This is a genomic window from Stenotrophomonas sp. STEN021 (genome assembly GCF_056760175.1).
Genome location: NZ_JBRREH010000091.1, coordinates 1 through 20,383, shown reverse-complemented (window position 1 = coordinate 20,383; position 20,383 = coordinate 1). Strand labels below are relative to the sequence as shown.

The following is a 20,383-nucleotide window of genomic DNA, read 5'->3' as shown; positions in this document are numbered from 1 at the left end:
CTTGCCCAACTGATCCCGTACCAACCAATCAGACCTTTCAAGAGGCGCGTGCGCTTAAGGATTGACGGATATCCAAATGTCACAAGAGGACTACTACGAAGTCCTCGGGGTTCGCCCCGAGGCACCCCTCTGGGAAATAGAGCTGGCCTACAAGGGCCGGCGAAGCCAGTACCACCCTGACCGCTACGCCGCGGGAGACGAGGCGTCCGTGGCATGGGCGACCGCCAAGATGCAGGCCGTTAACAAGGCCTATGCGGTCCTCAAAGATCCATACCAGCGCGAACGCTTCGACCGTAGCCAAGCGTCCGCCGGGTCTCCTGATCCAGGCCCGCGGACGGAGCGAGCCAAGGCCGCAGAGCCTCCACCGCTCCGCTCACTCCGAGAAGCATTGCAAGGGCTCGAGTTCAGCAATGAGCCCTTCGAACGCGTGTTCGTGGCTCCGCACATCCCCAGGAAGAAGCTCCTGGGCGCTCTGGACAGCTACGGGGAGAGGCTGCGTGCCCAAGACGTTGTCGTGCTCATCGACGACACCGTGTTCGGCGGTGCCAGGGAGGGCGTACTGATCACCGGAACCCAGATTCGGTGCAAGGCCAAGTTCGAGCAGGCTGAGATCCGGCTACTGGGTTGCCTGACCGAGATCACCGCCCACGGTGCGCACATCCGGATCCATGGCGAACCCTTCATCACATTGAGCATTCCCGGCCCGGATGACCTGAGACGGCTGTTCAGAGCCGTCAGCCACTACTTGCAAGAAACCAACTGATCTCAACCAACAGGGGAATGACATGAAGTACCTGATAGGCCTGTACGGCGTGACCGTGCTGATCGCGGCCATATGTTTCGATATCTGGGGGCGCTATGCCTACAAGGGGTTCTTCTACAACCTCGGGCAGGGCCTGGTCTGGCCCGTAGTGGTCTTCCCGTCATTCGGAAAGCTGATCGGCGGTGTGGTCTGGATCGTGGTGATCTTTGCCCTGCTCGTCCTGGTGAAGAGGCGATAAGCATGAGATCAAGAATCCGAAAGATGCTCACCGTTGCTCTCATTCCGCTGGCGCTGTGCGCTTGTACCAGCGAGCTGGACAAGGTCCGAGGCCAGTTCATAGACAACTGCATGAGCAGCGGCGCACCGAAGTCCAACTGCAAATGCGTCATCGACAAGTTGCAGGACCACTACGGCGAGCAGGGCCTGGTGGCTATCAACAGACAGGGCTACCCACCGTCCGACTTCGCCGAGCAGCTGTTCGTGGCAGCGGGCCAGTGTCGGAACCCCTGATAGCGCCTGACGTCCTGCCCACGAAGTAGGCCGCCGACAGTATCGCTCGTTGCCTCTGACGACCGAATGCCGGCCGCCCGACCATACAGACAAGGAACTCCATGAAAAGTATCAACTACGTTGCAGCCATGCTTGCTGCGCTTCTTCTTGGTGGATGCAGCAAGCCAATCTTGGATTGGCGCAATGCAGAACTGAGTAACGGCAAGATCTACGAATCAGGCTCCAACGAGCCATTCGACGGACGGGTGACTGGCGTACCGCACAAGCAGCTCGAACCGCTCCTGGGCTCTCTGAGAACCATCCTTCAGAATCTGAACACCAATCAGACCACCAGCATGACGGGGCTGCTGGGCAACTTGGACTATGTCTGCGATGTGGAGGTGGAAGGAGGGTTGGTAGGTGGCCAGTACACCTGCCGCTATCCGCAGTCACAGGTCGTCGCCTACGAAGGCAAGCGGACCGACGGTGGTCTGGATGGGGAGACAGTGTTCCATACGAAGACGGGCAGTCCTGGCGTCATCCTGACGATGCAGAACGGGCGCGTGGAAGGGCCGATCAAGATCTACTTCGCCGAAAAGCCTGGGCAACTCTCCTACCAGGCGACGGCTGTGAACAACGGTCTGGAAGGAGAGGCGATCAGCTACTACCTCAACGGCCAGGTCAAGGTGAAGGCCAACTTCAAAGGCAGCGTGCCTGTAGGGCTGTGGGAGGCCTACTGGGAAGAGAACGGGGCAGTCTCAGAGCGGGGTCTGTACGAAGGCGGAAAGCTGGTCTCGCAGACTCACTATCTGCAAGACGGCACGGAATACCTGACGGAACCGGAAATGTGGGCGCTCCATCGCTCGATTTCGGGAAGTGATGATTTCGCTCTGACGCCCAAGCAGGAAGTTCTGCTTACGGAGGCGGAGAAGCGATACAACGCAGTACGCCTGCTGACGCCGGCCCAGCGCGAAGCGAGGTATCAGGCGGAGCAGGAGAGCATTCGGGCTGACAAGATCGCTCGCGGTCTGGATCCGGACTGCTGGGTCTGTGACGGATCAGACAAGAGGAACTGATGCGGTAGTGAAGGAAGATAGCGGGCGTGCTTGTGCACGCCCGCTCCATGCGCGTGGTTAGTTTTTTCCAAAACGACTCCAGGAGAGGGTATGAAGAAGGTAGGTATGTTGGTGGCAGCCATGTTGGCCGTACTGGCACTTGGTGGTTGCAAGAAGGAAGCGGCTCTCACCCAGGCCGGTGACATCAACCTAGCCGGATGCGAAGTGCCGGCAGGTTTGACGGCTGCACAGGCGGAGGCGATCAGCTGCGCACCAGCGCTGGCAGAGCCCCCGATCGCAGCAGAGCCCTCAGTAGCTGCCTCGGATGAGAGCGTTATCAATGAAGCACTGGCTCGGCAGGCTTTCATCTTCGATCAGGCGGATGAGAACGTTGAAGCGAGGAAGTTCGCTGAAGGTGATCTCAATGGCGACGGTGTCAGCGATAAGGCCGTGTTGTTCGTACTGGAGGCGACCAATGGTGGTAATGCTTACGCCACGCATCTGGCTGTCTTTGTAAGAGAGGCTGGCGCACTGGCCTATGCCGACTCACTGCCGGTGTCTGGGTACGGTGAGGGCGTTCAGGGTTTAACAGTCCAAGAAGGAGCGGTTGCGATCAAGATCCTAGTACAGGGACCTGACGATGCCACCTGCTGTCCTTCAGTGGAGAAGAATGTGAGCTACGTTCTTCAAAACGGGAAGTTGATTGAAGCTAAGCCTGTCAATGCAGCGTACTGATTCAACTGATGCTCAAAGCATGATGAGTAGTTTCTTACTCCTAGGTGCATAAGGTATGAGAGAAACCGGCTACCAGTACCTACACAACCCCTAAGCAACGACATGCACTAGATGCAATAGAAGGGAGGGGGGCAATGCAGAGCGCGCACTTACCGTTTCTCCAAACTCATCAGGCTAAGTAGCTTTCAAGCCACCCCATAGAGGCCAGTGACCAACGTCACTGGCCTTTTTTCCTTCCCGACATTGAGGTTAACTATGAAGATCTTTCATTTGCAGCTAAAGACTGGCGCCAAGGGAAAAGCCGTAGGGCATAGTGATTACATACGTCGCGAAGGACGGTATCGGTCACGGGAGGACTTGGTCGACGTAGGGTGCGGGAACCTACCTTCTTGGGCAGAGGGGAGTGCTCGAGCGTTCTGGGCCGCAGCGGATGCACATGAGCGCATGAATGGTGCCGCGTACAGGGAGTTCATCGTTGCGCTCCCAAACGAGCTTGTCGGCAGTAGGTCGAGAGAGTTGGTGCAGGATCTCATTCACTTCCTGGCAGGTGTGAAGCCCTACGAGTACGCGGTGCATTCACCCGAGGCGTCCCTCGAAGGAGGAATGAATATGCACCTGCATCTGATGGTGTCAGATCGCATGCCGGATGGGATCCAACGATCCGCCCCGCAGATGTTCCGGAGGTACAACTCCTATAGGCCTGAAACAGGCGGATGCAGGAAGGATGCGTGCGGCAGAACGAGCGTGCAGGTAAGTGAAAGCTTGATTGAAACTCGCCAAATGGTTGCGAGCATCATTAACGAACACTTGCAGCGCAATGGCATCACGGAGCGTGTTGATCACCGGACATTGAAGGAACAGGGTGTCGGACGCAGTGCGGAGCGTCATCTGGGGGCTTTCCGTATCCGAGGCATGTCGGAGAACGAGCGGTCGGCCTACGTGGATGCCCGGCAAGCCATGAGGGGGCAAAGGGTGCTTTGACCTAGGCCGGACCATGAACCTGAAAACCGAGCGATTTCGCCCCAACTGGGGCATTGTCGCATCGTGTGCATGTGCTTCCGGTCTGAAAAGGCCGGGGCCGCTCCCTTCTGGTAGTCACCAGAACAGAGAAAGGCCGCTCCTCTCGGAGCGGCCTTTCTTGTGCGGGACGGCTGGGGTCAGAGTGCGCCAGGGCGATCAAAGACGGCCGGGTTGAGTTCAATCACGAGCTTCCCAGTGCGGCCGTAACGACCTTCACGTACCACGCGAATAGCGTTGTCCTCCATCAGCAGGTCCAGAGCGGCTGCGAAGCGCCCCTGATGGCGAACAGGCCCGCTTTTACGAACGTCATTGCGGTATGCCCAGTCGCGGCAACGAATCCAGTACTTCGTGCGCATGTACTCCATCAAGGACCGGGCGTCCTTCTCGTCCTCCGGCAGATCATTGTGGTCGCCGAACTTCTCAATGAACTCCTCCTGGTAGAAGAGCGCGACGTTGATCGCACGCTGCAGCGTCGCGCGCTCGATCACGTCACCTTCGATACCCTCAAAGTGATGGAAGATGCCGGCGATACGGCTGGCGATCTCCATGGTCTTGGAGGCCGCATCACGGATGCTGTGGTAAGCGCCGCCCTTGGCGAGTTCCGGCTCGATGATGTCGTAGGTGTCCTTCCACAGTGCCTTGGCATCGGTGGAGAAACGCAGCACCTTCTTGCTGTAGTTGCCATCGGCATGGCGGTGGTCGCGAGCTTCCAAGAGCGCGGTCATACGCTTGTGGAAAGCCAGCACGTTAGCGCCGTGCACCGGCTCCTTGTCGGTCAGCTCCTTGGCAGCACGGTAACCCTGGGTTGACTCGGGATGGCAGAACACGAAGCGAGCAAGAAACCCGGATGCCCGTGCCGTACTGTTCTTCATCTTCAAAAAATCCTGGAACAGTTCCTCCTGGATCATGAAACTGAGCGTCAGGCGCGGGTCGGTGACTTGGACTACCTCATCAGCGCGGTCAAGCATAACCAGCGAAGGGGCATCCCACAGCTTGTTCAGGGTCGCCGAATTACGGAATGCACCGCTCTTCAGGAGCGTTGCTCCCTCATCGCTGAGCATGGCGATGGACTTGCTATCACCCTGCACCGCATTGATCAGGCCGCGCTCGGTGGCGTCCTGCACGATGATGCGATTGCATGCCGGCTTCACTGGTTCGGCTGCCTTGTGCACAGCAAAGCGCTGACGCAACTCGGTGGTGTCACCATCCTTTGCGATGGTGCTCGTAATCAAGCGATTGATCGCCTTGCTCTCGATCTCCCAGAAGCCGTGATCGACTTCGTACTGCTCCATCGCGGCCTTGTACATATTGGCGTAAGACAATTCATAGTCGTAGATCGGCTTCATAACCAGCTTGTCCGTAGCCGTCTTGCGCTCGCCGGATTCCGCGACAGTCGCCAGATACAGCGCACAGGGCGTTGTTGCCCCATAAGGCAGCACGACATCGACGTCGGACTGGCATGCGATCGACATGCCGGTCAGGAACGATGTGGCAACCAGGGAATCCGGGGCCTGGATTGTCTCCATGGTTTCCTCAATGGCCAGTGCAACCGACTTGTAAAACTCGTTCACCGGGAACGCGAAGGTGGGGATGCGCTTGTTCATTAGAGTGCCTTGTCGGTGCTGGAGCTGGAGGTGGAGGTGGTGGCGGCCTGCGCTGCCATGAGTTCCTTGAAACGGGCGGGGTGCAGCTTCAGGCCCATTTCGCCGAGCTTTTCCAAGATCGACTTCTGGGTCACGTTATGCTGCAGGAGATCGGAGATCACCGGATACAGGAGCGAGAACAGCTGGCTCTTACGATGCTGCTCGTTCGGCTTGAGGCTACGCAGCGCGTCGGCAATGCTATCGGCCTGCGTCTGCAGGTCGTCGTTGATGTCGTTGGTCATTGATAAGTCTTCTACAAGGAGATGTGAGCCGCCGGTATCGCGGTCGGCTAGATGGGCAAGTGAAGTGTCACGCGCCTATTCGGAGCAGTCGCAAACAGGCTGCGGTACTACTGCTCTGCTACACCTCCTCGGACCTGCATCAGGCCGCGGATGTAGTCATCGATTTCGTGTTCGATGAAGCCGACACTGCAGCCCAAGCGAACGAGCTTGGGCAGGTCGGGTTTGTAGTAGGGCGACTTCTCGTCGATCCAGGTGTAGAGGGTGCTGCGGCCCTTGTTGAGTCGGGCCGCAGCGACGCGTACGGGGATGATCCGTAGCGGGAGTTGTGTGTTGCAGTTCATTACGCGCCTTCAGGGTGTTGACCTTGAAGGCGAAGGTACTATCTATTTAAAAATCAATTAGTTACTTAGCAAAAAGTAAAAATATATAGCTGCCAACTGGCAAATTTTCTCCACTGAAGGTGCTTTGTCAGGCAAATGGCATTACGGGATGGAAAGTTGTCAGTGGAGCACCCTGGCTTCGGCCTAAGGAAGAATGACTATCAACGGTCACTTTGCTTTTTTTTCAGGCAACATCCGCTTGATGTCATCGTGCCTGCATAGTTCGTTGAACTTTGCGTTGGCGGCCTTGAAGTTATCGATTTTTGCAGTGATGTCGTTGAACTTGCTCCTCAACGAGCTTCTCGTCCATCCACCCTTCGGGACGGGCAGGGCAAGAAGTTTCTTAAGGATGTCGTCGAGTTCGCCGGCTCTGTTTGCCCCTCTTACCTCGAGGCCCCGCTTTCCGTTCTCACGTGCGATGTTACGGCGACCCTCTTCGCTGGTCTGCTCGTGGGTCTTGTTTCTAGATCCCTTGAGAGAACCTGTGATCCTTGCTGCTTCCGTTAGGAAGTACCATGCCGCATCACGCTTCACATCTACCTTGGTTGCCTCCTTCAAGAAATCTTTCGCTTCTTTGATTGACATGAGTATGAAAAGGCGCGCCTCGGTGTTTGGGATTCCGCTTGCAATGTATTCTTCAAGATCTTTCTCAATGCTTCTATGTGCATCAGAGAAGTTCTTGGGCTTGCGGATGATTTCTACTTCGAATTCACTCATAGGAAGTCCTTTTCAACATGTGGTTAGGTTTGTTGGCGTGCTACAAAGCGGACAGCGCGTTCTTCGCTGTCCGCTTTGTAGGTGAGTCAGAAGGAGCCGTCGATATCGCTGACGACGACAAGCTTTTCGTTAACGAACTCTGTCAGACCCAAGTCGATTAGCTCATGGCCGTAGCCGGAGTTCTTAACGCCGCCGAAGGGGATGTCGGCTTTGACGCCTGTCGGTTGATTGATGTAGACCATGCCAGTCTCCAGTTGTCCAGCGACTCGCTTGGCGCGGGCGATATCTTCGCTGAAGACCGATCCGCCTAGCCCGTATGGTGAGTCGTTTGCCAGCTTGATGGCTGCACCCTCATCCGCTACGCGGTAGATATGGCTGACAGGGCCGAAGAATTCCGTGTGATAGGCCGGATTATCTGGCGTGATGTTGGTGAGGATAGTGGGCTGATAGAAGGCGCCCTTTTCTGGAACCGGCTTACCCACGGTCTCTGCCGTCGCGCCATTGGCAATCGCGGTATCGACCTGTTTGGCCAGTCCATCACGTGCGCCGGTTGACGAGAGCGGTGCGAGGGTGGTTTTAGGATCCAAGGGATCACCGGCGACAAGCTCGGCCACGCCGGCTCGGTAATGCGCCAGGAAGCTATCGTAGATGGCGTCCTCGACAATGATCCGCTTGGAAGAGACGCAGACTTGTCCGGCATTCCAGTGACGTCCAAATACTGCCCATTTCGCCGCTTTCTCGACATCGGCGTCGGAGAGCACGATGAAAGCATCAGCGCCGCCTAGCTCCAGCGTGCTCTTCTTAAGGTGCTTACCTGCCAGTGCAGCGACGGCGGAGCCAGCGCGTTCGCTGCCAGTGAGGGCCACGCCGCGAATGCGCGGGTCGGCAATTACTGTCTCTACATCATCGTGGGACACGAAGAGGTTGGTCAGTAAGCCTTGCGGCGCGCCTGCATCACGGAATAGTTGCTCCATGGCGAGCGCCGATTGCGGTACGTTTGACGCGTGCTTTAGTAGAACGGCATTGCCGGCTGTGGTCTGCGGCGCGGTAATGCGGATGACTTGATAGAACGGGAAATTCCAAGGTTCGATGGCGAACAACACACCGAGCGGCTCTTTGATCAGCTGCACATCGCCGTCGGTGAAACCTTTGGCCTGCAGTACGCGCGGTGCCAAGTCCTGAGCACCAAACTTCACGTAGTACTCCAAGATGTTAGCCGACAGCTCGACCTCCGCCTCGGCTTCGCCGATCAGCTTGCCCATTTCCAGGGTAAGTATCTCCGCGAAGCGGCGTGAATCCCTGCGTAGTAGGTCGGCGGCACGCTGCAGAACAGCGGCTCGCTCTGCCTGGGTGGTCGTCCGCCAGGACAGGAATGCTGCATGGGCGCTCTCTATGGCTGCGTCAATCGCAGCAGCATCAGCGATGGGAAAGGTTCTGACGGTTTCGCCGTTATAGGGGTTTACGGTTGAAAAGCTCATTCTCGTTCCTTTGGGGGAGGCGCGCTGGTTGAGACTTAGGCTCCAATCCACTGCCGGATCGCATGGGTCCGGAAGCGGTTCGGAGTCGGTTTAGCAAGGATCCAGTCGATGGATTCATGCCACTGCAACGATGAACCTTGGCGGATTCTTCTGTGTAAAAAAACCATAACCCAAGCATGTAACTGTTGATAACGGACTGTTCCGTCAATGCATGTTCCGACGACGTGCTGGTAATGACTGTACATAAAGTCCGTTTTCACGGAGAGGCGGTCAGTCAGCGCGATTTCGATACTTATGCAAACTACTGCGCCAAAGCGGGTCGAGTAGGTGGTCTCCGAGAAGTATGCTCGGGCGGATACTGGTCTGATGCAGTGTTTGCTGCTGATTGATGGTGCGCCCGTGTCTGCTCGTCTTCTTTTCACGATCAGCAGATGGGCGGGGCACTTGGCCGTCCGATTCAAGCGTAGTTCTGGCGCACAAGGATACGTAAGCTGGAAGCCTGTCCTGACTCGCTCACGATTTTGTAGTCAGCTCTCGCGACCGCTTTTGGCCGAAAGCAGACGTAAGCCTTCCAGGCATCGGACCGGCAGCCCCAGGCCTTGAGTTCAAAAGTGGTCACTCCTGCCGCGTAATTCCTGTGCTCATGCCACGGAGTTTGACTGCTAAGACTGGCTCACTCTGCTGGATTGAACTGAAGCCCCACACCTGGCAGCGTCTTGATGTACTGGGGAGCTGCAGCCGTATCCCCGATCTTAGGTCGAAGTCGCGCCAGAAGGATGCGGATGTAGTGAGCGTCGCGGTTGTGGGATGGGCCCCATATCTCGGTCAGTATCACCGGCTGGGTGACCACACGTCCCGCGTTGCGTGCAAGCAGAAGCAGCAAGGCGTACTCCTTGCGCGAGAGCACCAGCTGCCTGCCCTCAAATGTCACCATATGGGTTTGTTCGTCGATGCGAAGGGAGCCATCGTCGAAGCAGAATGGGGCCTCCGCATCCCTGTCTGCCGATCGCAGCAGTACCCTGACGCGAGCCATCAGCTCGTGGATGCCGAAAGGCTTGGTGACATAGTCATGGGCGCCGCCATCAAGCGCCGCAACCTTGTCTGATTCCCCGGACCGGGCCGTGAGCATGATGATGGGCGCCTGCGAAAACTCTTTCAGTTGCGCAAGTACTGCGTGCCCATCCATATCGGGAAGACCGATGTCCAGAACGATGATGTCTACCGCGCAGCTACGTGCTATGTCCAGGCCCCCCTGACCCGTCTCCGCCATCAGGACCGTGTAGCCCTGCGCCTTCAGGCTGATCTGCAGGAATCTCCGGATATGCGGCTCATCGTCGATGACAAGCACATGGACGTCAGCGTTGGCTTCTGATTTTGCGGGCATTTGGCAGGCTCAAGATACGCTCGGTTGAAGCATCGGCAGGGTGATGCGGATGACGGTGCCTACGCCATCAGGCCCGGAGAAGGCTTCGACGGAACCTCCGTGTGCACCAATCATTCCTTGGGCGATCGTCAGGCCAAGACCGGTACCCTTCCGATTCCGGTCACCACGCTCAACGCTGTAGAACATGTCGAAGATGCGCTTGCGCTCATCCTCGGGAATGCCGGGGCCACGGTCGCGCACGTCGAGCTGCAGGTCATTTCCGACCAGTCGCGCATGGACATCCACGGATGCGCCAAGTGGCGAGAACTTCGCCGCATTTTCCAAGATGTTGAACAGCCCCTGCTCCACCAGTGCAGGGTGCACCCATATCGGTGGCACGTCGGCTGCAATGGTAACGTCCAGCTTCACCCCCGGTTGGTACCTGCGCAGGCGACCGGATGCCGAGCCGATCAGTTCGTCCACGCCTACCCAGTCGCGGTTGAGGGTCAACCCGTCGTGACCCAGCCGGGTCATGTCCAGCAGATTCTGGATGTAGCGATCCAAGCGATCGCCCTCCTCCAGGATCGTGTCGAGCAGGTTGGCCTTGTCCTCGGCCGAGAGCGCATCTGGGTAGCTGACCAGGCTGCTGGCAGAGCCGATCATGGACGCCAACGGGGAGCGCAGATCATGTGAAACCGATGACAGCAGCGCAGAGCGCAGGCGCTCGGTTTCGTTGCTGACCCTGGCCCCTTCCAGATCGGCGACCAGGCGTGTGCGCATGATGGCCTGAGTCACGTCGTCGATCATGGCCTCGGCAAGGCGCCGTTGTTCCGGTGCCAGCCGGGCATTGCTCTCACCCCAGCGCAGGCCCATCACGCCGACCACAGTGCGGTTGGCGACCAGGGGAACGAACCACCATTGCGACGCAGCAAGCGTGTCGGTAAAGCGGCCTGCCTGCTGGCGATGACCCAGCGACCAATCGGCGGCGGCGCGGTCGGTGCCCTGCAGCACGGTGCCGGGGGATTGCTCGATGCGATCACCGGACTGCATCCAGACCGAGACGCCCAGGCTGCGTTCCATCGCGATGCGTCCCACGTGGAGCACCTGACCCAGGTCTGCGGCACTGCTCAGCCCGCGGCCCAGACGCTCCATCATTGTTGCTTGGGCGTTGACAGCGCGCAGCGCCATTATCTGTGCGCGCAGACGCGTTGCCAGACTGCCGCAGACGAGTGCTGCCACCAGGAAAATGACCACTGTTGCCACGCCGCGGTTGGCGCTGATGCTGAAGGTGAAGGTGGGTTCGATGAAGAAGAAGTTGTAGCTGAAGAAGCACAACGCCGCTGTGCCAACGACACCGAGCATACTGGTGCGGGTGGCCACCAGGATCACAGCAACGATGAACACCATGGACATGTCATCAATGCCCAGCCAGCGCTGCGCCATCCAGGAGGCGATGATCGCACCAAGTGTGGCAAGCACCGCTGCGGTCAGGTCATGCCGCAGCAACGAGCGATCCGGAACGCGCAGGCGCCGGCGGGCGCGGGCTCGAACTTCGGGCGAGCTGATGATGACCAGCTCGTAATGCGCCCCCCTCTGCAGAAGTTGCTGCGTGAGCGTGCGGTTGATCATCCGCGCCACTGGACGCTCGCGCGTGCGGCCGACAATGATGGTGGACGCGCCGCAGCGCTCGGCGTGGTCAAGTAGCGCATCGGCGACGTGGGAGCCATGCACGACTTCAGCGTCCGCGCCCAGGCTGCGGGCGAGCGCGAATGCGCGGTCAAGCTCTGCTTGGCGCGTTGCATCCATCGGTTTGCCGGACTGGACGGTCACTACGGTCCATGGCGCATCGCGGCGCTGTGCAATGCGGCGGCCGGCACGCACCATATACTCTGAGGCACCCATCCCATCAATGGCGATCAGCACCCGGTTGCGCAGCGCGATGCCGGGCAGGCCGCGCGCGATCTGCGACTCGCGCAGATCCTCCTCAAGATGGTCTGCCGCTGTCTGCATCGCCAGTTCGCGCAGTGCGGCGAGGTTGGACGGCGAGAAGAAGGCCTGCAGCGCTTGCGTGGCCTGTTCTGGCAGATAGACCTTGCCCTGGTTCAGGCGTTCGATGAGCTCGCGTGCGGGCAGGTCGACAAGACGGATGTCGCGCAAGCGGTCGAACAGCGCATCCGGGACGGTCTCGCTGACCCGGATGCCGGTGATGCGATGCACTACGTCATTCAAGCTTTCAAGATGCTGGATGTTGACGGTGGTGTATACATCGATGCCAGCGTCAAGTAGGTCGATGACATCCTGCCAGCGCCGCTCGTGGCGGCTGCCGGGCACGTTGCGGTGCGCCAGTTCGTCGATCAGGGCAACCTGCGGGCGCCGTTCCAGGATGGCGTCGACATCCAGTTCCTGCAGTTTGCGCCCTTGGTATTCAATCCGCTTGCGCGGGATGAGTTCGAGGCCTTCCACCAGCGCAGCGGTCTCTGAGCGGCCATGGGTTTCGACGATGCCAACCACCAGGTCAATGCCCTGGCGATGCAGCTCGCGCGCGCGGGAGAGCATGGCGTAGGTCTTGCCTACGCCCGGCGCAGCGCCGAGGAATACGGTGAGATGACCGCTGTTCTGGCGGCGTAGTTCTCCCGCCAGGGCATCAGCTTTGGCGCTGCGGTCTTCGTTCATGAGCAGGTTTCGTCAGGGGTGCGCGCATTTGCGCTCTAAGGCAACGCCGCCCCCGCACGAGGGCAGGGGCGACAGATAGCGGCGTGCAGCTGTCAGTTCTTGGACGGGGCCGGTACTGCGCTGTCGAGCGCTATATTCAGTTCCAGCACATTTACGTGCGGAGCGCCATACAGGCCAAAGCGCATGCCTTCGGTGTGCTCGGCAAGCAACGCTTCAACCTCGCTGGCCTGCATGCCGCGTGCCTTGGCCACGCGATTCACCTGGTTCTTCGCGGCCGCCGGCGAGATGTGCGGATCGATGCCGCCGCCGGACTGGGTAACCATATCGCTGGGCACGGCGTCGGGCGAAACGCCGTCGCGTGCTGCGACGGCCGCGCGGGCCTCGTCTACCCGCTTGCGTAGGTCCGGATTGGTGCGCGCCTGGTTGCTGCCGGCCACGGCCATCACGTCGTAGGACGCTGCCGACGGACGAGACTGGAAGTAGCGATCATCAGCAAATGGCTGTGCCACCAAGGATGAGCCGATCACCTTGCCGTCGCGCTTGATCAGGCTGCCGTTGGCGGCTGCAGGGAACATCAGCTTGCCGAGGTTGGTCGCGGCCAGCGAGTAGACGAAACCAAACCCGAGCAGCGAGATGATCGCCAGGCCGATCGATGCCCGCCAGACACCATTACGTGCGGAGGATGCGTTGGACGGATTGTGTTCAATGATGTTGTTCATGGGTTGTCCTCAGGCACCGAACAGCGCGGCCAGCGCCATGTCGATCAGTTTGATGGCCGGGAACGGCAGCAGCACGCCGCCCAAGCCGTAGACCAGCACGTTGCGGCGCAGCAGCGCCGTAGCACTCGCGGCGCGGAAGCGGACGCCACGCAGAGCGAGCGGAATCAGGATCGGGATGATGATCGCGTTGAAGATCAGCGCCGCAATCACGGCATTGGTCGGGCTGGAAAGGTGCATCACGTTCAGCGCGGCCATTGAAGGTACGGCCGCGAACATCGCCGGGAGGATGGCGAAGTACTTGGACACGTCATTGGCCAGCGAGAAGGTGGTCAGCGCACCGCGTGTGATCAGCTGCTGCTTGCCCACTTCAACCACCTGCAGCAGCTTGGCCGGATCCGAATCCAGATCCACCATGTTGCCGGCTTCCTTGGCGGCCTGCGTACCCGAGTTCATCGCCAGGCCCACGTCGGCCTGTGCAAGCGCAGGTGCGTCGTTGGTACCGTCACCCACCATGGCGACCAGACGACCGGAGGCCTGTTCCTGGCGGATGCGGGCCAGCTTGTCTTCCGGACGCGCTTCGGCGATGTAGTCATCCACACCCGCTTCGGCGGCGATGGCTGCAGCGGTCAACGGGTTGTCGCCCGTGATCATCACGGTCTTGATGCCCATGGCGCGCAGCTGGGCAAACTTTTCCTTGATACCGTGCTTGACCACGTCGGACAGTTCGATGACGCCCAGCAGGTGTCGACCATCGGCTACCACCAACGGCGTGGCGCCGTTGCGTGCAACCTGTTCCACGCGTGCGGACAGTTCAGGTGAGGGCTCCGAGCCCAGCGACTGCGCGTACTTCACCATGGCATCGATGGCGCCCTTGCGGATGGCGCGCACCTGCCCATCGGCCAGGCTCAGATCGACGCCGGACATGCGGGTGTGTGCGCTGAACGGCACGAAGTGTGCGTTGGCCGGCTCTTCGATGGGCGTGTTGGGCTGGCGTGCCAGCTTGACGATCGACTTGCCTTCCGGAGTCGGGTCAGCCAGCGAGGACAGCAGCGCGGCTTCTCGCAGACGGTCCAGGTCCACGCCTGCAAGCGGGTGGAAGGCCGTTGCCTGGCGATCACCATGGGTGATAGTGCCGGTCTTGTCCAGCAGCAGCACGTCCACGTCACCAGCCACTTCCACGGCCTTGCCCGACTTGGCCAGCACGTTGGCAGACAGCGCACGGTTCATGCCGGCGATGCCGATGGCCGGCAGCAGGCCGCCGATGGTGGTCGGAATGAGGCACACCAGCAGCGCCACCAGTAGCAGCGGATCCAGCGTGATGCCTACGAAGCCGGCAATCGACGGCAAGGTCAGCACGACGATCAGGAACGTCAATGTCATCGTGATCAGCAGCAGCCCCAGCGCGATTTCGTTGGGGGTCTTCTGCCGATTGGCACCTTCTACCAGCGAGATCATGCGGTCCAAGAAGCTGTTGCCAGGCTCGGCGGTGACTCGCACCACGATTTCGTCCGACAGTACTTTGGTACCACCGATGACGCCGGAGCGGTCGGTACCGGCCTCGCGCAGCACCGGGGCCGACTCGCCGGTGACCGCCGATTCGTTGATGGTGGCCAAGCCACGAATGATCTCACCGTCGGCCGGCACGATCTCGCCCGCCGACACCACTACCAGGTCGTTCGGCCGCAACTCGGCCGCGGGCACCGAGACCTCGCTGGCGGACCTGGCTGCATCGGCGATCTTGCGTGCCACCAGATCCTTGCGTGCGCGGCGCAGCGAGGCGGCCTGGCCACGGCCGCGTGCTTCTGCAATGGCCTCGGCGAAATTAGCGAACAGCACAGTTACCAGCAGCAGCGCCGTAACCGCCCAGCCGGGGCCGGCGGCAGCCTTGCCGCCAAGGGTGAGGCCTGCGGTGAGCAGGGTGCCCAGCCACACCACGGCCATCACCGGGTTGCGAAAGGCGTGGCCAGGGGAAAGCTTGGCGCAGGAAGCAATGACAGCGGCCCTGAAGCCGGCAGCATCGAGCAACGCCGGGCGGCCGGGGCGCTGCCCCTTGTGCATGGAAGTATCAGTCATTGTGGAATCCTCAGAAGGCCTTGAGCGCGAGGTGATCGGCGATGGGGCCCAGAACCAGAACCGGCATGAACTGAAGCAGGGTCAGGATGACGACCACAGCGATCAGGGTGAGTGCAAAGGTCGGCGTCTCAACGTGCAGCGTGCCCGGGCTTTCAGGCACGGCACGCTTTCGTGCCAGCATGGCCGAGATGACCAGTGGGATGATCAGCGCAGGGTATCGGCCCAGGGCCAGAACTACGGCGCAGCTCAGGTTCCACCAATAGGTGGCGTCTCCCAGACCTTCGAAGCCGGACCCGTTGTTGGCGAAGGCCGAGGTGAACTCATAGAACACCTGGCTGATGCCGTGGAAGGAGGGATTGGAGTTACCGGTGAGGCTGGGTACGGCCAGGGTAATGGCAGTCAGCGTCAGCAGTACCAGCGGCTGCAGCAGCACCAGCACGGCCAGCAGCTTTACTTCCGGGGCTTCGATCTTGCGGCCGAACAGCTCCGGCGTGCGTCCGGTCATCAGGCCGGCCAGGAACACGCTCAGCAACAGGTAGACGATGAACTGCTGCAGGCCGCAGCCCACGCCGCCCCAGATGGAATTGACCAGCATGTTGCTGATGGTGACCATGCCGGTGAGCGGCGCCAGCGAGTCATGCATGGCGTTGACCGAGCCGTTAGAGGTCTGCGTGGTCAGCGCGGCCCGGAGCGCGGAAGGCTCGGCGCCGAAGCGCACTTCCTTGCCCTCCATCAAGGCGATGTCGGTCGTGGTGGAGGACAGCGATTCTGACCACAGGGCCACGCCGGCCGACACCAGTGACATCGACAGCATGGTGCCGACCACCAAGGCGGTGAAGCGGCGGCGGCCGGTGAAGGCGCTGACCATGAAGGCGATGCTGACCGGAATGAGAATCAGCGCCAGGGTTTCCAGAAGGTTGGAAATGGCGGTCGGGTTTTCCAGCGGCACGGTGCTGTTGGGGCCATACCAGCCACCACCGTTGGTACCCAGTTGCTTGGCCGCGACCATGGAGGCCACCGGGCCCAGCGGGATCTTCTGCTCGGCCATGCCGGCTGAAGCGTCGATGGGCGTTGCCACTGGGCCACCGTTTAGGGTGGACGGCACACCCTGCCAGGTCAGCAGCAGCGACCAGAGCAGGCACAGCGGCAGCATCAGGCGCACGGCGGGGCGGATGATATCGGCCCAATAGTTGCCCAGATCCGGCTCGACGTCAGCCGTCGGCGTCTTGTTCGAGGCGGCGTTGGCCGTGCTGGCCAGTGCCTCGCGCGTGCGCCCGCCAAACAGGCCGCGCAGGGTCGCCACCACCAGCGCCAGGCCCATCATCGGGGTGATCACCTGCAGGCCAAGGATGCCGGTCATCTGCGCGAAGTAGGACAGCTGGGCCTGGCCGGAATAGTGCTGCTGGTTGGTGTTGGTCAGGAACGAGACCATGGTGTGCAGCGCCAGATCCCAGCGCATGTTCGGCGCATCATTGGGGTTGAGCGGCAACCAGGCCTGGGTCATGAAGATCGCCAGTGTGAGCACGCCCAGCATTAGGTTGCTGATCAGGAAGGCTTTGACGTACTGCTTCCACCCCATGCCCTGGCCAGGTGCGACACCCAGGATGCGATAGAGAGGCCGTTCGATCAGGCCGAAGACGCGGTCACCCCACATGGGGTTGCCACGCATGACGGCCGCCAGATAGCGACCGATAGGCCAGCCCAGCAGCAGGGCCAGCGCGAACACGGAAAGGAACTCAAACATGGGATGTCCCACCTTGTTGTGGTTGGATCGCAGGTCGTGCGGCTGGAGCGGCCAGCACGCACACCCCCGATGGCAGGGGTGAGGTGACTACGATGCGATGCTTGGCTCAGCTCAGAACGATGCCTGCAGTGCGGCTTCGATGCGCGAGCCGGCCAGGTCAGGGAAGATGCGCTTGGCCGCCGAATCGGTAGCGTGGGCGGTCACGCGCAGTTCGAAGGGCGCCTTGAAGGCCCAGATCCCGCTGAGCTGGCCGTGGGTGTAGCTGTCGTTGTAGGCGTCTTCTAGCCAGTAATGGCCGACCGCTGCCTCCAGACGCACGGTGTCGCTCACCGGCAGGCGAGCACCCAGCTGCGCGTAGATGCCGCGCTCATCGGTGGCCAGCGCGTCGGGCGAGTACGCTAGCTGCAGCCAATAGTTCTGCTTCCAGGTGACGGTGCTGTTCAATTCGGTCCAGTTCAGGTCCACGGTGGTGGACGGGTACCGGTAATGGGTCAGGTTGACGTCCAGTGCCCAGTCATCAGACAGGCCACCCGACCAGCCGGCAACGAAATCCAGTTCGCTGCTGGCATGGGTGTCCGGTGCGAACTCGACATTGGAGCCCCACACCGATGCGTACCAGCCTGATTCTGCGCTGGCCTTGAAACCAGCCTGGACGGCCGCGTCGCCTTGGGTCTGGCTGGAGCCGCGCCAGACGTAGTCGTTGGCAATGGCCGCCGAGCCGGTGACGGTGGCCGCGTTACTGCTGAACGCCGCGCCGGCAAACAGGGCAAGCCCAGCGATACCGCGGGCGACAATCGCCTGGGCGCTGAAGGGCTGGCCCGGGAAAAGATGCAGAGACATGAAAGGACAACTCACGGAATGGCTGTTCAGCCGATGAGAAATTGTCGAATCGATGCCTGTAAAAAGCCCATTCCCCGGCTGATATGCCGCGTAAATTCTTCATAAAATTTCACGGCTTGTTTGCAGCCGGGGGGCTGGTGGCGGTCCATTACGGTGATTTTATGTGGGGGCTCGCAAAAACGTCTGGCGATTTTACGGCCGCCGCGAAGACCATGGCATCACCGCACCGCAGGGTGTGAAACCAGAACGACAATGACCGTCATCGTGATACGCCACGCAGCCCGCAGCAACGAAACGCCGGACTTGCCCGCACACCTGGGCAACCATGCTTTGGGTGTGCAGGGAATGCAGCTGCGTGGAAGAGGTGAGCCAGTGCCTGTGCCAGATTGAAGCACGCCCCAACGACTGGGTCGTGCTTGAGCTGGGCAACGTGGATGAGCAGCAGTGGCACGAGCAGTCCGGTGCACTGGGTGCCGCGCTGGAAACACTGCCGGCGCAGTACATCGAGGTGCAGGGCATGGCCGGGTTCGATCTTGAATCACGGCTGCGCCTGCAGCACGCGCCGGCGGCGGTGGTGGCCGACCACCGCAGCACGCAGGGTGGTTACCCGCTGTCGCTCGGCATCATCCGCCATCGCCTGGCTCTGGAGGCCTGAAACATGTCCATTTTCATCATTCGTGGCCCGGAAGCGACCGGTCGTCTTATCCGCACCGCGACACCGCTGCCCAGCCCGGTGTTGAAGGCGCTGGTGGAACGTGCAATCGATGCCGGCACCACCATCGCCATCCGCGCCTGCGGGTCGGAGCAGGAGCTGCTGGACGCGCTGCGTGTGGCCGACCACAGCCGCGGCGAAGTAACCCTGCTGGACCCGGGTGCCTGTGCCGACAGCACGCGCCTGCAGCGTCTGCTGCCGCATCTGCACAACGCCTACGTGGAAGTGCATGATGACGGCGCAGAGCGCGAGGCCTGTATCCCGTCAGGTGCTGGCCGCAGGCTGGCCGTGGCCAGCGGCTACGGTGCGCAGAGCTATGCGCTGGGGCTGGAGATTGCCCTGGAGCATCTCGGGCTTACCGAACACTGTAACCCGTTCCACGTCGGCACCTGAGTAATGCCCCTCTTTACCCCTCTGGCCTGCCGGGCAGGCCAGAGGCCGACAAGAACATCGCCAGCTAGAACTTCATCCTCAAACCACCGTTCACCACAAGTCCTTCCAGTGGTGCCCAAGCACCCACGGTCCACTGGCCATCGTCCGCGCGACGGGGCCCGCAGTATCGAGTTGTAACCGCTTTGGCGGACGCTGAGGGTGTTTTCCAGATTGAGGAACAGGCTGACTTTTCCCAGCACGATTTCTCCCAGCGCACCGACTTCCAGGGACGGCCGGCTGCATCTACGCCAGGGATTGTCATCAAGCGCCTGGACGCCGGTGTAGTAGGCCTCGAGGCCGATTCGGCCACGGTCATGCTGCTCCCACATGGCCACCAGGCCTGCGCTGTGCCGGGGCGTTAGTGAAACCGGACGGCGGCCAGCACCTTCCTCACTGGGGTCGCGCGCATCGTTGTAGACATAACTGCCGGTCACCCTGATGTCCTGCCAGCGATAGCCCAGCAGCAGTTCACTGCCACGGGTGCGGGTCACGCCCTCCACGTTGACCAGTTGCAACCGCGCGCGGTTCGGGTCTTGGGTCAGCCAACGGCGGAAGTTGGTGTGCAGGTATGCGATATCAGGCGCACGCTGCAGTACATCCATAGGGATCCGGATCATCACACGCGGCGACGCGTTCTCCACCGTCAGCACCCGAACGCCTTTGCATCGGATCTAGAAGGATGTCGCTTCGGAATAGCGCGTGTGCAGTTCGAAACCCTCTTCGGCCCTTGCGGCCACGAAGCCGAGCGCATCACTTCGCAGCAACCGGTTATCGAACGCGTGCAGTACTTGATAGACCCGCACTTGCTCGCCTGCAGGTTCGGGCCAGTGCATCCACACTGCGACGGCCAAGAGGACGCAAAGTGCCGCAGCGGCAAGGCCGCGCTTTTCCATTCGCAGCACCAGGAATGGGAACAAGGACACGCTAACAAGCGCGCTGTCACTCCCCTATCTATCGCAACTATTGCGACCGTATCAAGCTCGAATCGCCATCAGCAAGCGCGCCAACCCCAAAGCTTGTCGTGCATGCTGGCTCTCAAGGCGGGCGGGGCCTCGTAGGATAGAAGAGGTCGATCCGTGCCCGATGTAGGCGAGGCTCTTCTTACGCAGCTTGGAAGCAGAGGCACGCGCTACGTCCGCTTTTGGCCGACAACGGACGTCACCCATGACTTCGGGCTCTTTTCCCCGGGGACCTCTAGGGATGCTCTGAACAATTCCTCGGCGACAATAGCGCAAGGTTCGACGGATGACGACGATGCAGCTGAGCTTCGGGGACGCGGAACACACGGGCAAGCGGAAGAAGACG

21 protein-coding genes are annotated in these 20,383 nt (G+C 60.6%); 8 read left to right on the top strand and 13 right to left on the bottom strand.

Annotation, left to right across the window (positions count from 1 at the left end):
• Positions 1 to 76 precede the first annotated feature (76 nt).
• The 6 genes from ACVOL0_RS17070 to ACVOL0_RS17045 all read left to right on the top strand — a co-directional run bounded on the left by ACVOL0_RS17070 (position 77) and on the right by ACVOL0_RS17045 (position 4,023).
• The gene (locus tag ACVOL0_RS17070) at positions 77 to 763 is read left to right on the top strand and encodes a J domain-containing protein (protein ID WP_303748449.1); all 687 of its coding nucleotides are present in this window, start codon (positions 77 to 79) and stop codon (positions 761 to 763) included.
• 22 nt (positions 764 to 785) lie between these two features.
• Positions 786 to 1,001: a hypothetical protein gene (locus ACVOL0_RS17065; protein ID WP_062168854.1), complete on the top strand. Its 216-nt coding sequence runs from the start codon at positions 786 to 788 to the stop codon at positions 999 to 1,001.
• Positions 1,002 to 1,024: 23 nt separating this feature from the next.
• Positions 1,025 to 1,273 carry a hypothetical protein gene (locus ACVOL0_RS17060; RefSeq protein ID WP_303748450.1) on the top strand — a complete coding sequence of 83 codons (249 nt, stop codon included), beginning with the start codon at positions 1,025 to 1,027 and terminating at the stop codon, positions 1,271 to 1,273.
• A gap of 101 nt (positions 1,274 to 1,374) precedes the next feature.
• Positions 1,375 to 2,328 (top strand): toxin-antitoxin system YwqK family antitoxin, encoded by a 954-nt coding sequence (locus tag ACVOL0_RS17055; RefSeq protein WP_303748451.1) that lies wholly within the window; start codon positions 1,375 to 1,377, stop codon positions 2,326 to 2,328.
• A 90-nt stretch (positions 2,329 to 2,418) separates the two neighbouring features.
• Positions 2,419 to 3,042 (top strand): hypothetical protein, encoded by a 624-nt coding sequence (locus tag ACVOL0_RS17050; protein ID WP_303748452.1) that lies wholly within the window; start codon positions 2,419 to 2,421, stop codon positions 3,040 to 3,042.
• Between the two features lie 255 nt (positions 3,043 to 3,297).
• A complete protein-coding gene (locus ACVOL0_RS17045; protein ID WP_303749949.1) occupies positions 3,298 to 4,023 on the top strand; it encodes a MobA/MobL family protein in 726 nt (241 codons plus the stop codon).
• A gap of 176 nt (positions 4,024 to 4,199) precedes the next feature.
• On the opposite strand, the gene ACVOL0_RS17040 is transcribed toward ACVOL0_RS17045, so the two are convergent.
• From ACVOL0_RS17040 to ACVOL0_RS16990, 11 genes are all read right to left on the bottom strand, one after another.
• Positions 4,200 to 5,666 carry a YfjI family protein gene (locus ACVOL0_RS17040; protein ID WP_303748453.1) on the bottom strand — a complete coding sequence of 489 codons (1,467 nt, stop codon included), beginning with the start codon at positions 5,664 to 5,666 and terminating at the stop codon, positions 4,200 to 4,202.
• Positions 5,666 to 5,947: a hypothetical protein gene (locus tag ACVOL0_RS17035; RefSeq protein WP_303748454.1), complete on the bottom strand. Its 282-nt coding sequence runs from the start codon at positions 5,945 to 5,947 to the stop codon at positions 5,666 to 5,668. Before ACVOL0_RS17035 ends, ACVOL0_RS17040 begins: the two co-directional genes overlap by 1 nt.
• A 107-nt stretch (positions 5,948 to 6,054) precedes the next feature.
• Positions 6,055 to 6,288, bottom strand: coding sequence for a helix-turn-helix transcriptional regulator (locus ACVOL0_RS17030; protein WP_303748455.1), 234 nt, complete (start codon positions 6,286 to 6,288; stop codon positions 6,055 to 6,057).
• Positions 6,289 to 6,495: 207 nt separating this feature from the next.
• On the bottom strand, positions 6,496 to 7,044 hold the full coding sequence (locus ACVOL0_RS17025) for a hypothetical protein (RefSeq protein ID WP_303748456.1): 549 nt from the start codon (positions 7,042 to 7,044) through the stop codon (positions 6,496 to 6,498).
• 86 nt (positions 7,045 to 7,130) lie between these two features.
• Positions 7,131 to 8,522: an NAD-dependent succinate-semialdehyde dehydrogenase gene (locus tag ACVOL0_RS17020; protein ID WP_303748457.1), complete on the bottom strand. Its 1,392-nt coding sequence runs from the start codon at positions 8,520 to 8,522 to the stop codon at positions 7,131 to 7,133.
• 673 nt (positions 8,523 to 9,195) lie between these two features.
• The gene (locus ACVOL0_RS17015) at positions 9,196 to 9,906 is read right to left on the bottom strand and encodes a response regulator transcription factor (RefSeq protein ID WP_303748458.1); all 711 of its coding nucleotides are present in this window, start codon (positions 9,904 to 9,906) and stop codon (positions 9,196 to 9,198) included.
• Positions 9,907 to 9,915: 9 nt separating this feature from the next.
• Positions 9,916 to 12,558: a sensor histidine kinase gene (locus ACVOL0_RS17010; protein WP_303748459.1), complete on the bottom strand. Its 2,643-nt coding sequence runs from the start codon at positions 12,556 to 12,558 to the stop codon at positions 9,916 to 9,918.
• A 92-nt stretch (positions 12,559 to 12,650) separates the two neighbouring features.
• Positions 12,651 to 13,277: a potassium-transporting ATPase subunit KdpC gene (gene kdpC, locus ACVOL0_RS17005; protein ID WP_303748460.1), complete on the bottom strand. Its 627-nt coding sequence runs from the start codon at positions 13,275 to 13,277 to the stop codon at positions 12,651 to 12,653.
• A 9-nt stretch (positions 13,278 to 13,286) separates the two neighbouring features.
• A complete protein-coding gene (gene kdpB / locus ACVOL0_RS17000) occupies positions 13,287 to 15,350 on the bottom strand; it encodes a potassium-transporting ATPase subunit KdpB (protein ID WP_405051643.1) in 2,064 nt (687 codons plus the stop codon).
• A 10-nt stretch (positions 15,351 to 15,360) separates the two neighbouring features.
• Complete coding sequence (gene kdpA, locus ACVOL0_RS16995; protein ID WP_481550096.1) at positions 15,361 to 17,094, bottom strand: potassium-transporting ATPase subunit KdpA; 1,734 nt, start codon at positions 17,092 to 17,094, stop codon at positions 15,361 to 15,363.
• 111 nt (positions 17,095 to 17,205) lie between these two features.
• A complete protein-coding gene (locus ACVOL0_RS16990) occupies positions 17,206 to 17,934 on the bottom strand; it encodes a TorF family putative porin (RefSeq protein ID WP_303748462.1) in 729 nt (242 codons plus the stop codon).
• A gap of 355 nt (positions 17,935 to 18,289) precedes the next feature.
• Between ACVOL0_RS16990 and ACVOL0_RS16985 the strand changes: the two genes are divergently transcribed.
• Positions 18,290 to 18,589, top strand: a complete 300-nt coding sequence (locus ACVOL0_RS16985; protein WP_303748463.1) for a hypothetical protein — start codon at positions 18,290 to 18,292, stop codon at positions 18,587 to 18,589.
• Between the two features lie 3 nt (positions 18,590 to 18,592).
• Positions 18,593 to 19,039, top strand: a complete 447-nt coding sequence (locus tag ACVOL0_RS16980) for a 3-dehydroquinate dehydratase (protein WP_303748464.1) — start codon at positions 18,593 to 18,595, stop codon at positions 19,037 to 19,039.
• On the opposite strand, the gene ACVOL0_RS16975 is transcribed toward ACVOL0_RS16980, so the two are convergent.
• Both ACVOL0_RS16975 and ACVOL0_RS16970 read right to left on the bottom strand, forming a co-directional pair.
• Positions 18,961 to 19,680: a TonB-dependent receptor domain-containing protein gene (locus tag ACVOL0_RS16975; RefSeq protein WP_303749951.1), complete on the bottom strand. Its 720-nt coding sequence runs from the start codon at positions 19,678 to 19,680 to the stop codon at positions 18,961 to 18,963. The two genes, ACVOL0_RS16980 and ACVOL0_RS16975, sit on opposite strands and share 79 nt — an antisense overlap.
• A gap of 69 nt (positions 19,681 to 19,749) precedes the next feature.
• The gene (locus tag ACVOL0_RS16970; RefSeq protein ID WP_303748465.1) at positions 19,750 to 19,971 is read right to left on the bottom strand and encodes a hypothetical protein; all 222 of its coding nucleotides are present in this window, start codon (positions 19,969 to 19,971) and stop codon (positions 19,750 to 19,752) included.
• Positions 19,972 to 20,383 lie beyond the last annotated feature (412 nt).

Excerpts from the sequence above, each read along its gene's own strand:
- ACVOL0_RS17025 (WP_303748456.1), bottom strand. The coding sequence starts at position 7,044 with ATGAGTGAATTCGAAGTAGAAATCATCCGCAAGCCCAAGAACTTCTCT.
- ACVOL0_RS16990 (WP_303748462.1), bottom strand. The coding sequence starts at position 17,934 with ATGTCTCTGCATCTTTTCCCGGGCCAGCCCTTCAGCGCCCAGGCGATT.
- ACVOL0_RS17055 (WP_303748451.1), top strand. The coding sequence starts at position 1,375 with ATGAAAAGTATCAACTACGTTGCAGCCATGCTTGCTGCGCTTCTTCTT.
- ACVOL0_RS17065 (WP_062168854.1), top strand. The coding sequence starts at position 786 with ATGAAGTACCTGATAGGCCTGTACGGCGTGACCGTGCTGATCGCGGCC.
- ACVOL0_RS16980 (WP_303748464.1), top strand. The coding sequence starts at position 18,593 with ATGTCCATTTTCATCATTCGTGGCCCGGAAGCGACCGGTCGTCTTATC.
- ACVOL0_RS17050 (WP_303748452.1), top strand. The coding sequence starts at position 2,419 with ATGAAGAAGGTAGGTATGTTGGTGGCAGCCATGTTGGCCGTACTGGCA.
- ACVOL0_RS17040 (WP_303748453.1), bottom strand. The coding sequence starts at position 5,666 with ATGAACAAGCGCATCCCCACCTTCGCGTTCCCGGTGAACGAGTTTTAC.
- ACVOL0_RS16975 (WP_303749951.1), bottom strand. The coding sequence starts at position 19,680 with ATGGATGTACTGCAGCGTGCGCCTGATATCGCATACCTGCACACCAAC.
- ACVOL0_RS16970 (WP_303748465.1), bottom strand. The coding sequence starts at position 19,971 with ATGGAAAAGCGCGGCCTTGCCGCTGCGGCACTTTGCGTCCTCTTGGCC.
- ACVOL0_RS17010 (WP_303748459.1), bottom strand. The coding sequence starts at position 12,558 with ATGAACGAAGACCGCAGCGCCAAAGCTGATGCCCTGGCGGGAGAACTA.
- ACVOL0_RS17020 (WP_303748457.1), bottom strand. The coding sequence starts at position 8,522 with ATGAGCTTTTCAACCGTAAACCCCTATAACGGCGAAACCGTCAGAACC.
- ACVOL0_RS17015 (WP_303748458.1), bottom strand. The coding sequence starts at position 9,906 with ATGCCCGCAAAATCAGAAGCCAACGCTGACGTCCATGTGCTTGTCATC.
- ACVOL0_RS17035 (WP_303748454.1), bottom strand. The coding sequence starts at position 5,947 with ATGACCAACGACATCAACGACGACCTGCAGACGCAGGCCGATAGCATT.
- ACVOL0_RS17030 (WP_303748455.1), bottom strand. The coding sequence starts at position 6,288 with ATGAACTGCAACACACAACTCCCGCTACGGATCATCCCCGTACGCGTC.
- kdpB (WP_405051643.1), bottom strand. The coding sequence starts at position 15,350 with ATGACTGATACTTCCATGCACAAGGGGCAGCGCCCCGGCCGCCCGGCG.
- kdpC (WP_303748460.1), bottom strand. The coding sequence starts at position 13,277 with ATGAACAACATCATTGAACACAATCCGTCCAACGCATCCTCCGCACGT.
- kdpA (WP_481550096.1), bottom strand. The coding sequence starts at position 17,094 with ATGTTTGAGTTCCTTTCCGTGTTCGCGCTGGCCCTGCTGCTGGGCTGG.
- ACVOL0_RS17060 (WP_303748450.1), top strand. The coding sequence starts at position 1,025 with ATGCTCACCGTTGCTCTCATTCCGCTGGCGCTGTGCGCTTGTACCAGC.
- ACVOL0_RS17070 (WP_303748449.1), top strand. The coding sequence starts at position 77 with ATGTCACAAGAGGACTACTACGAAGTCCTCGGGGTTCGCCCCGAGGCA.
- ACVOL0_RS17045 (WP_303749949.1), top strand. The coding sequence starts at position 3,298 with ATGAAGATCTTTCATTTGCAGCTAAAGACTGGCGCCAAGGGAAAAGCC.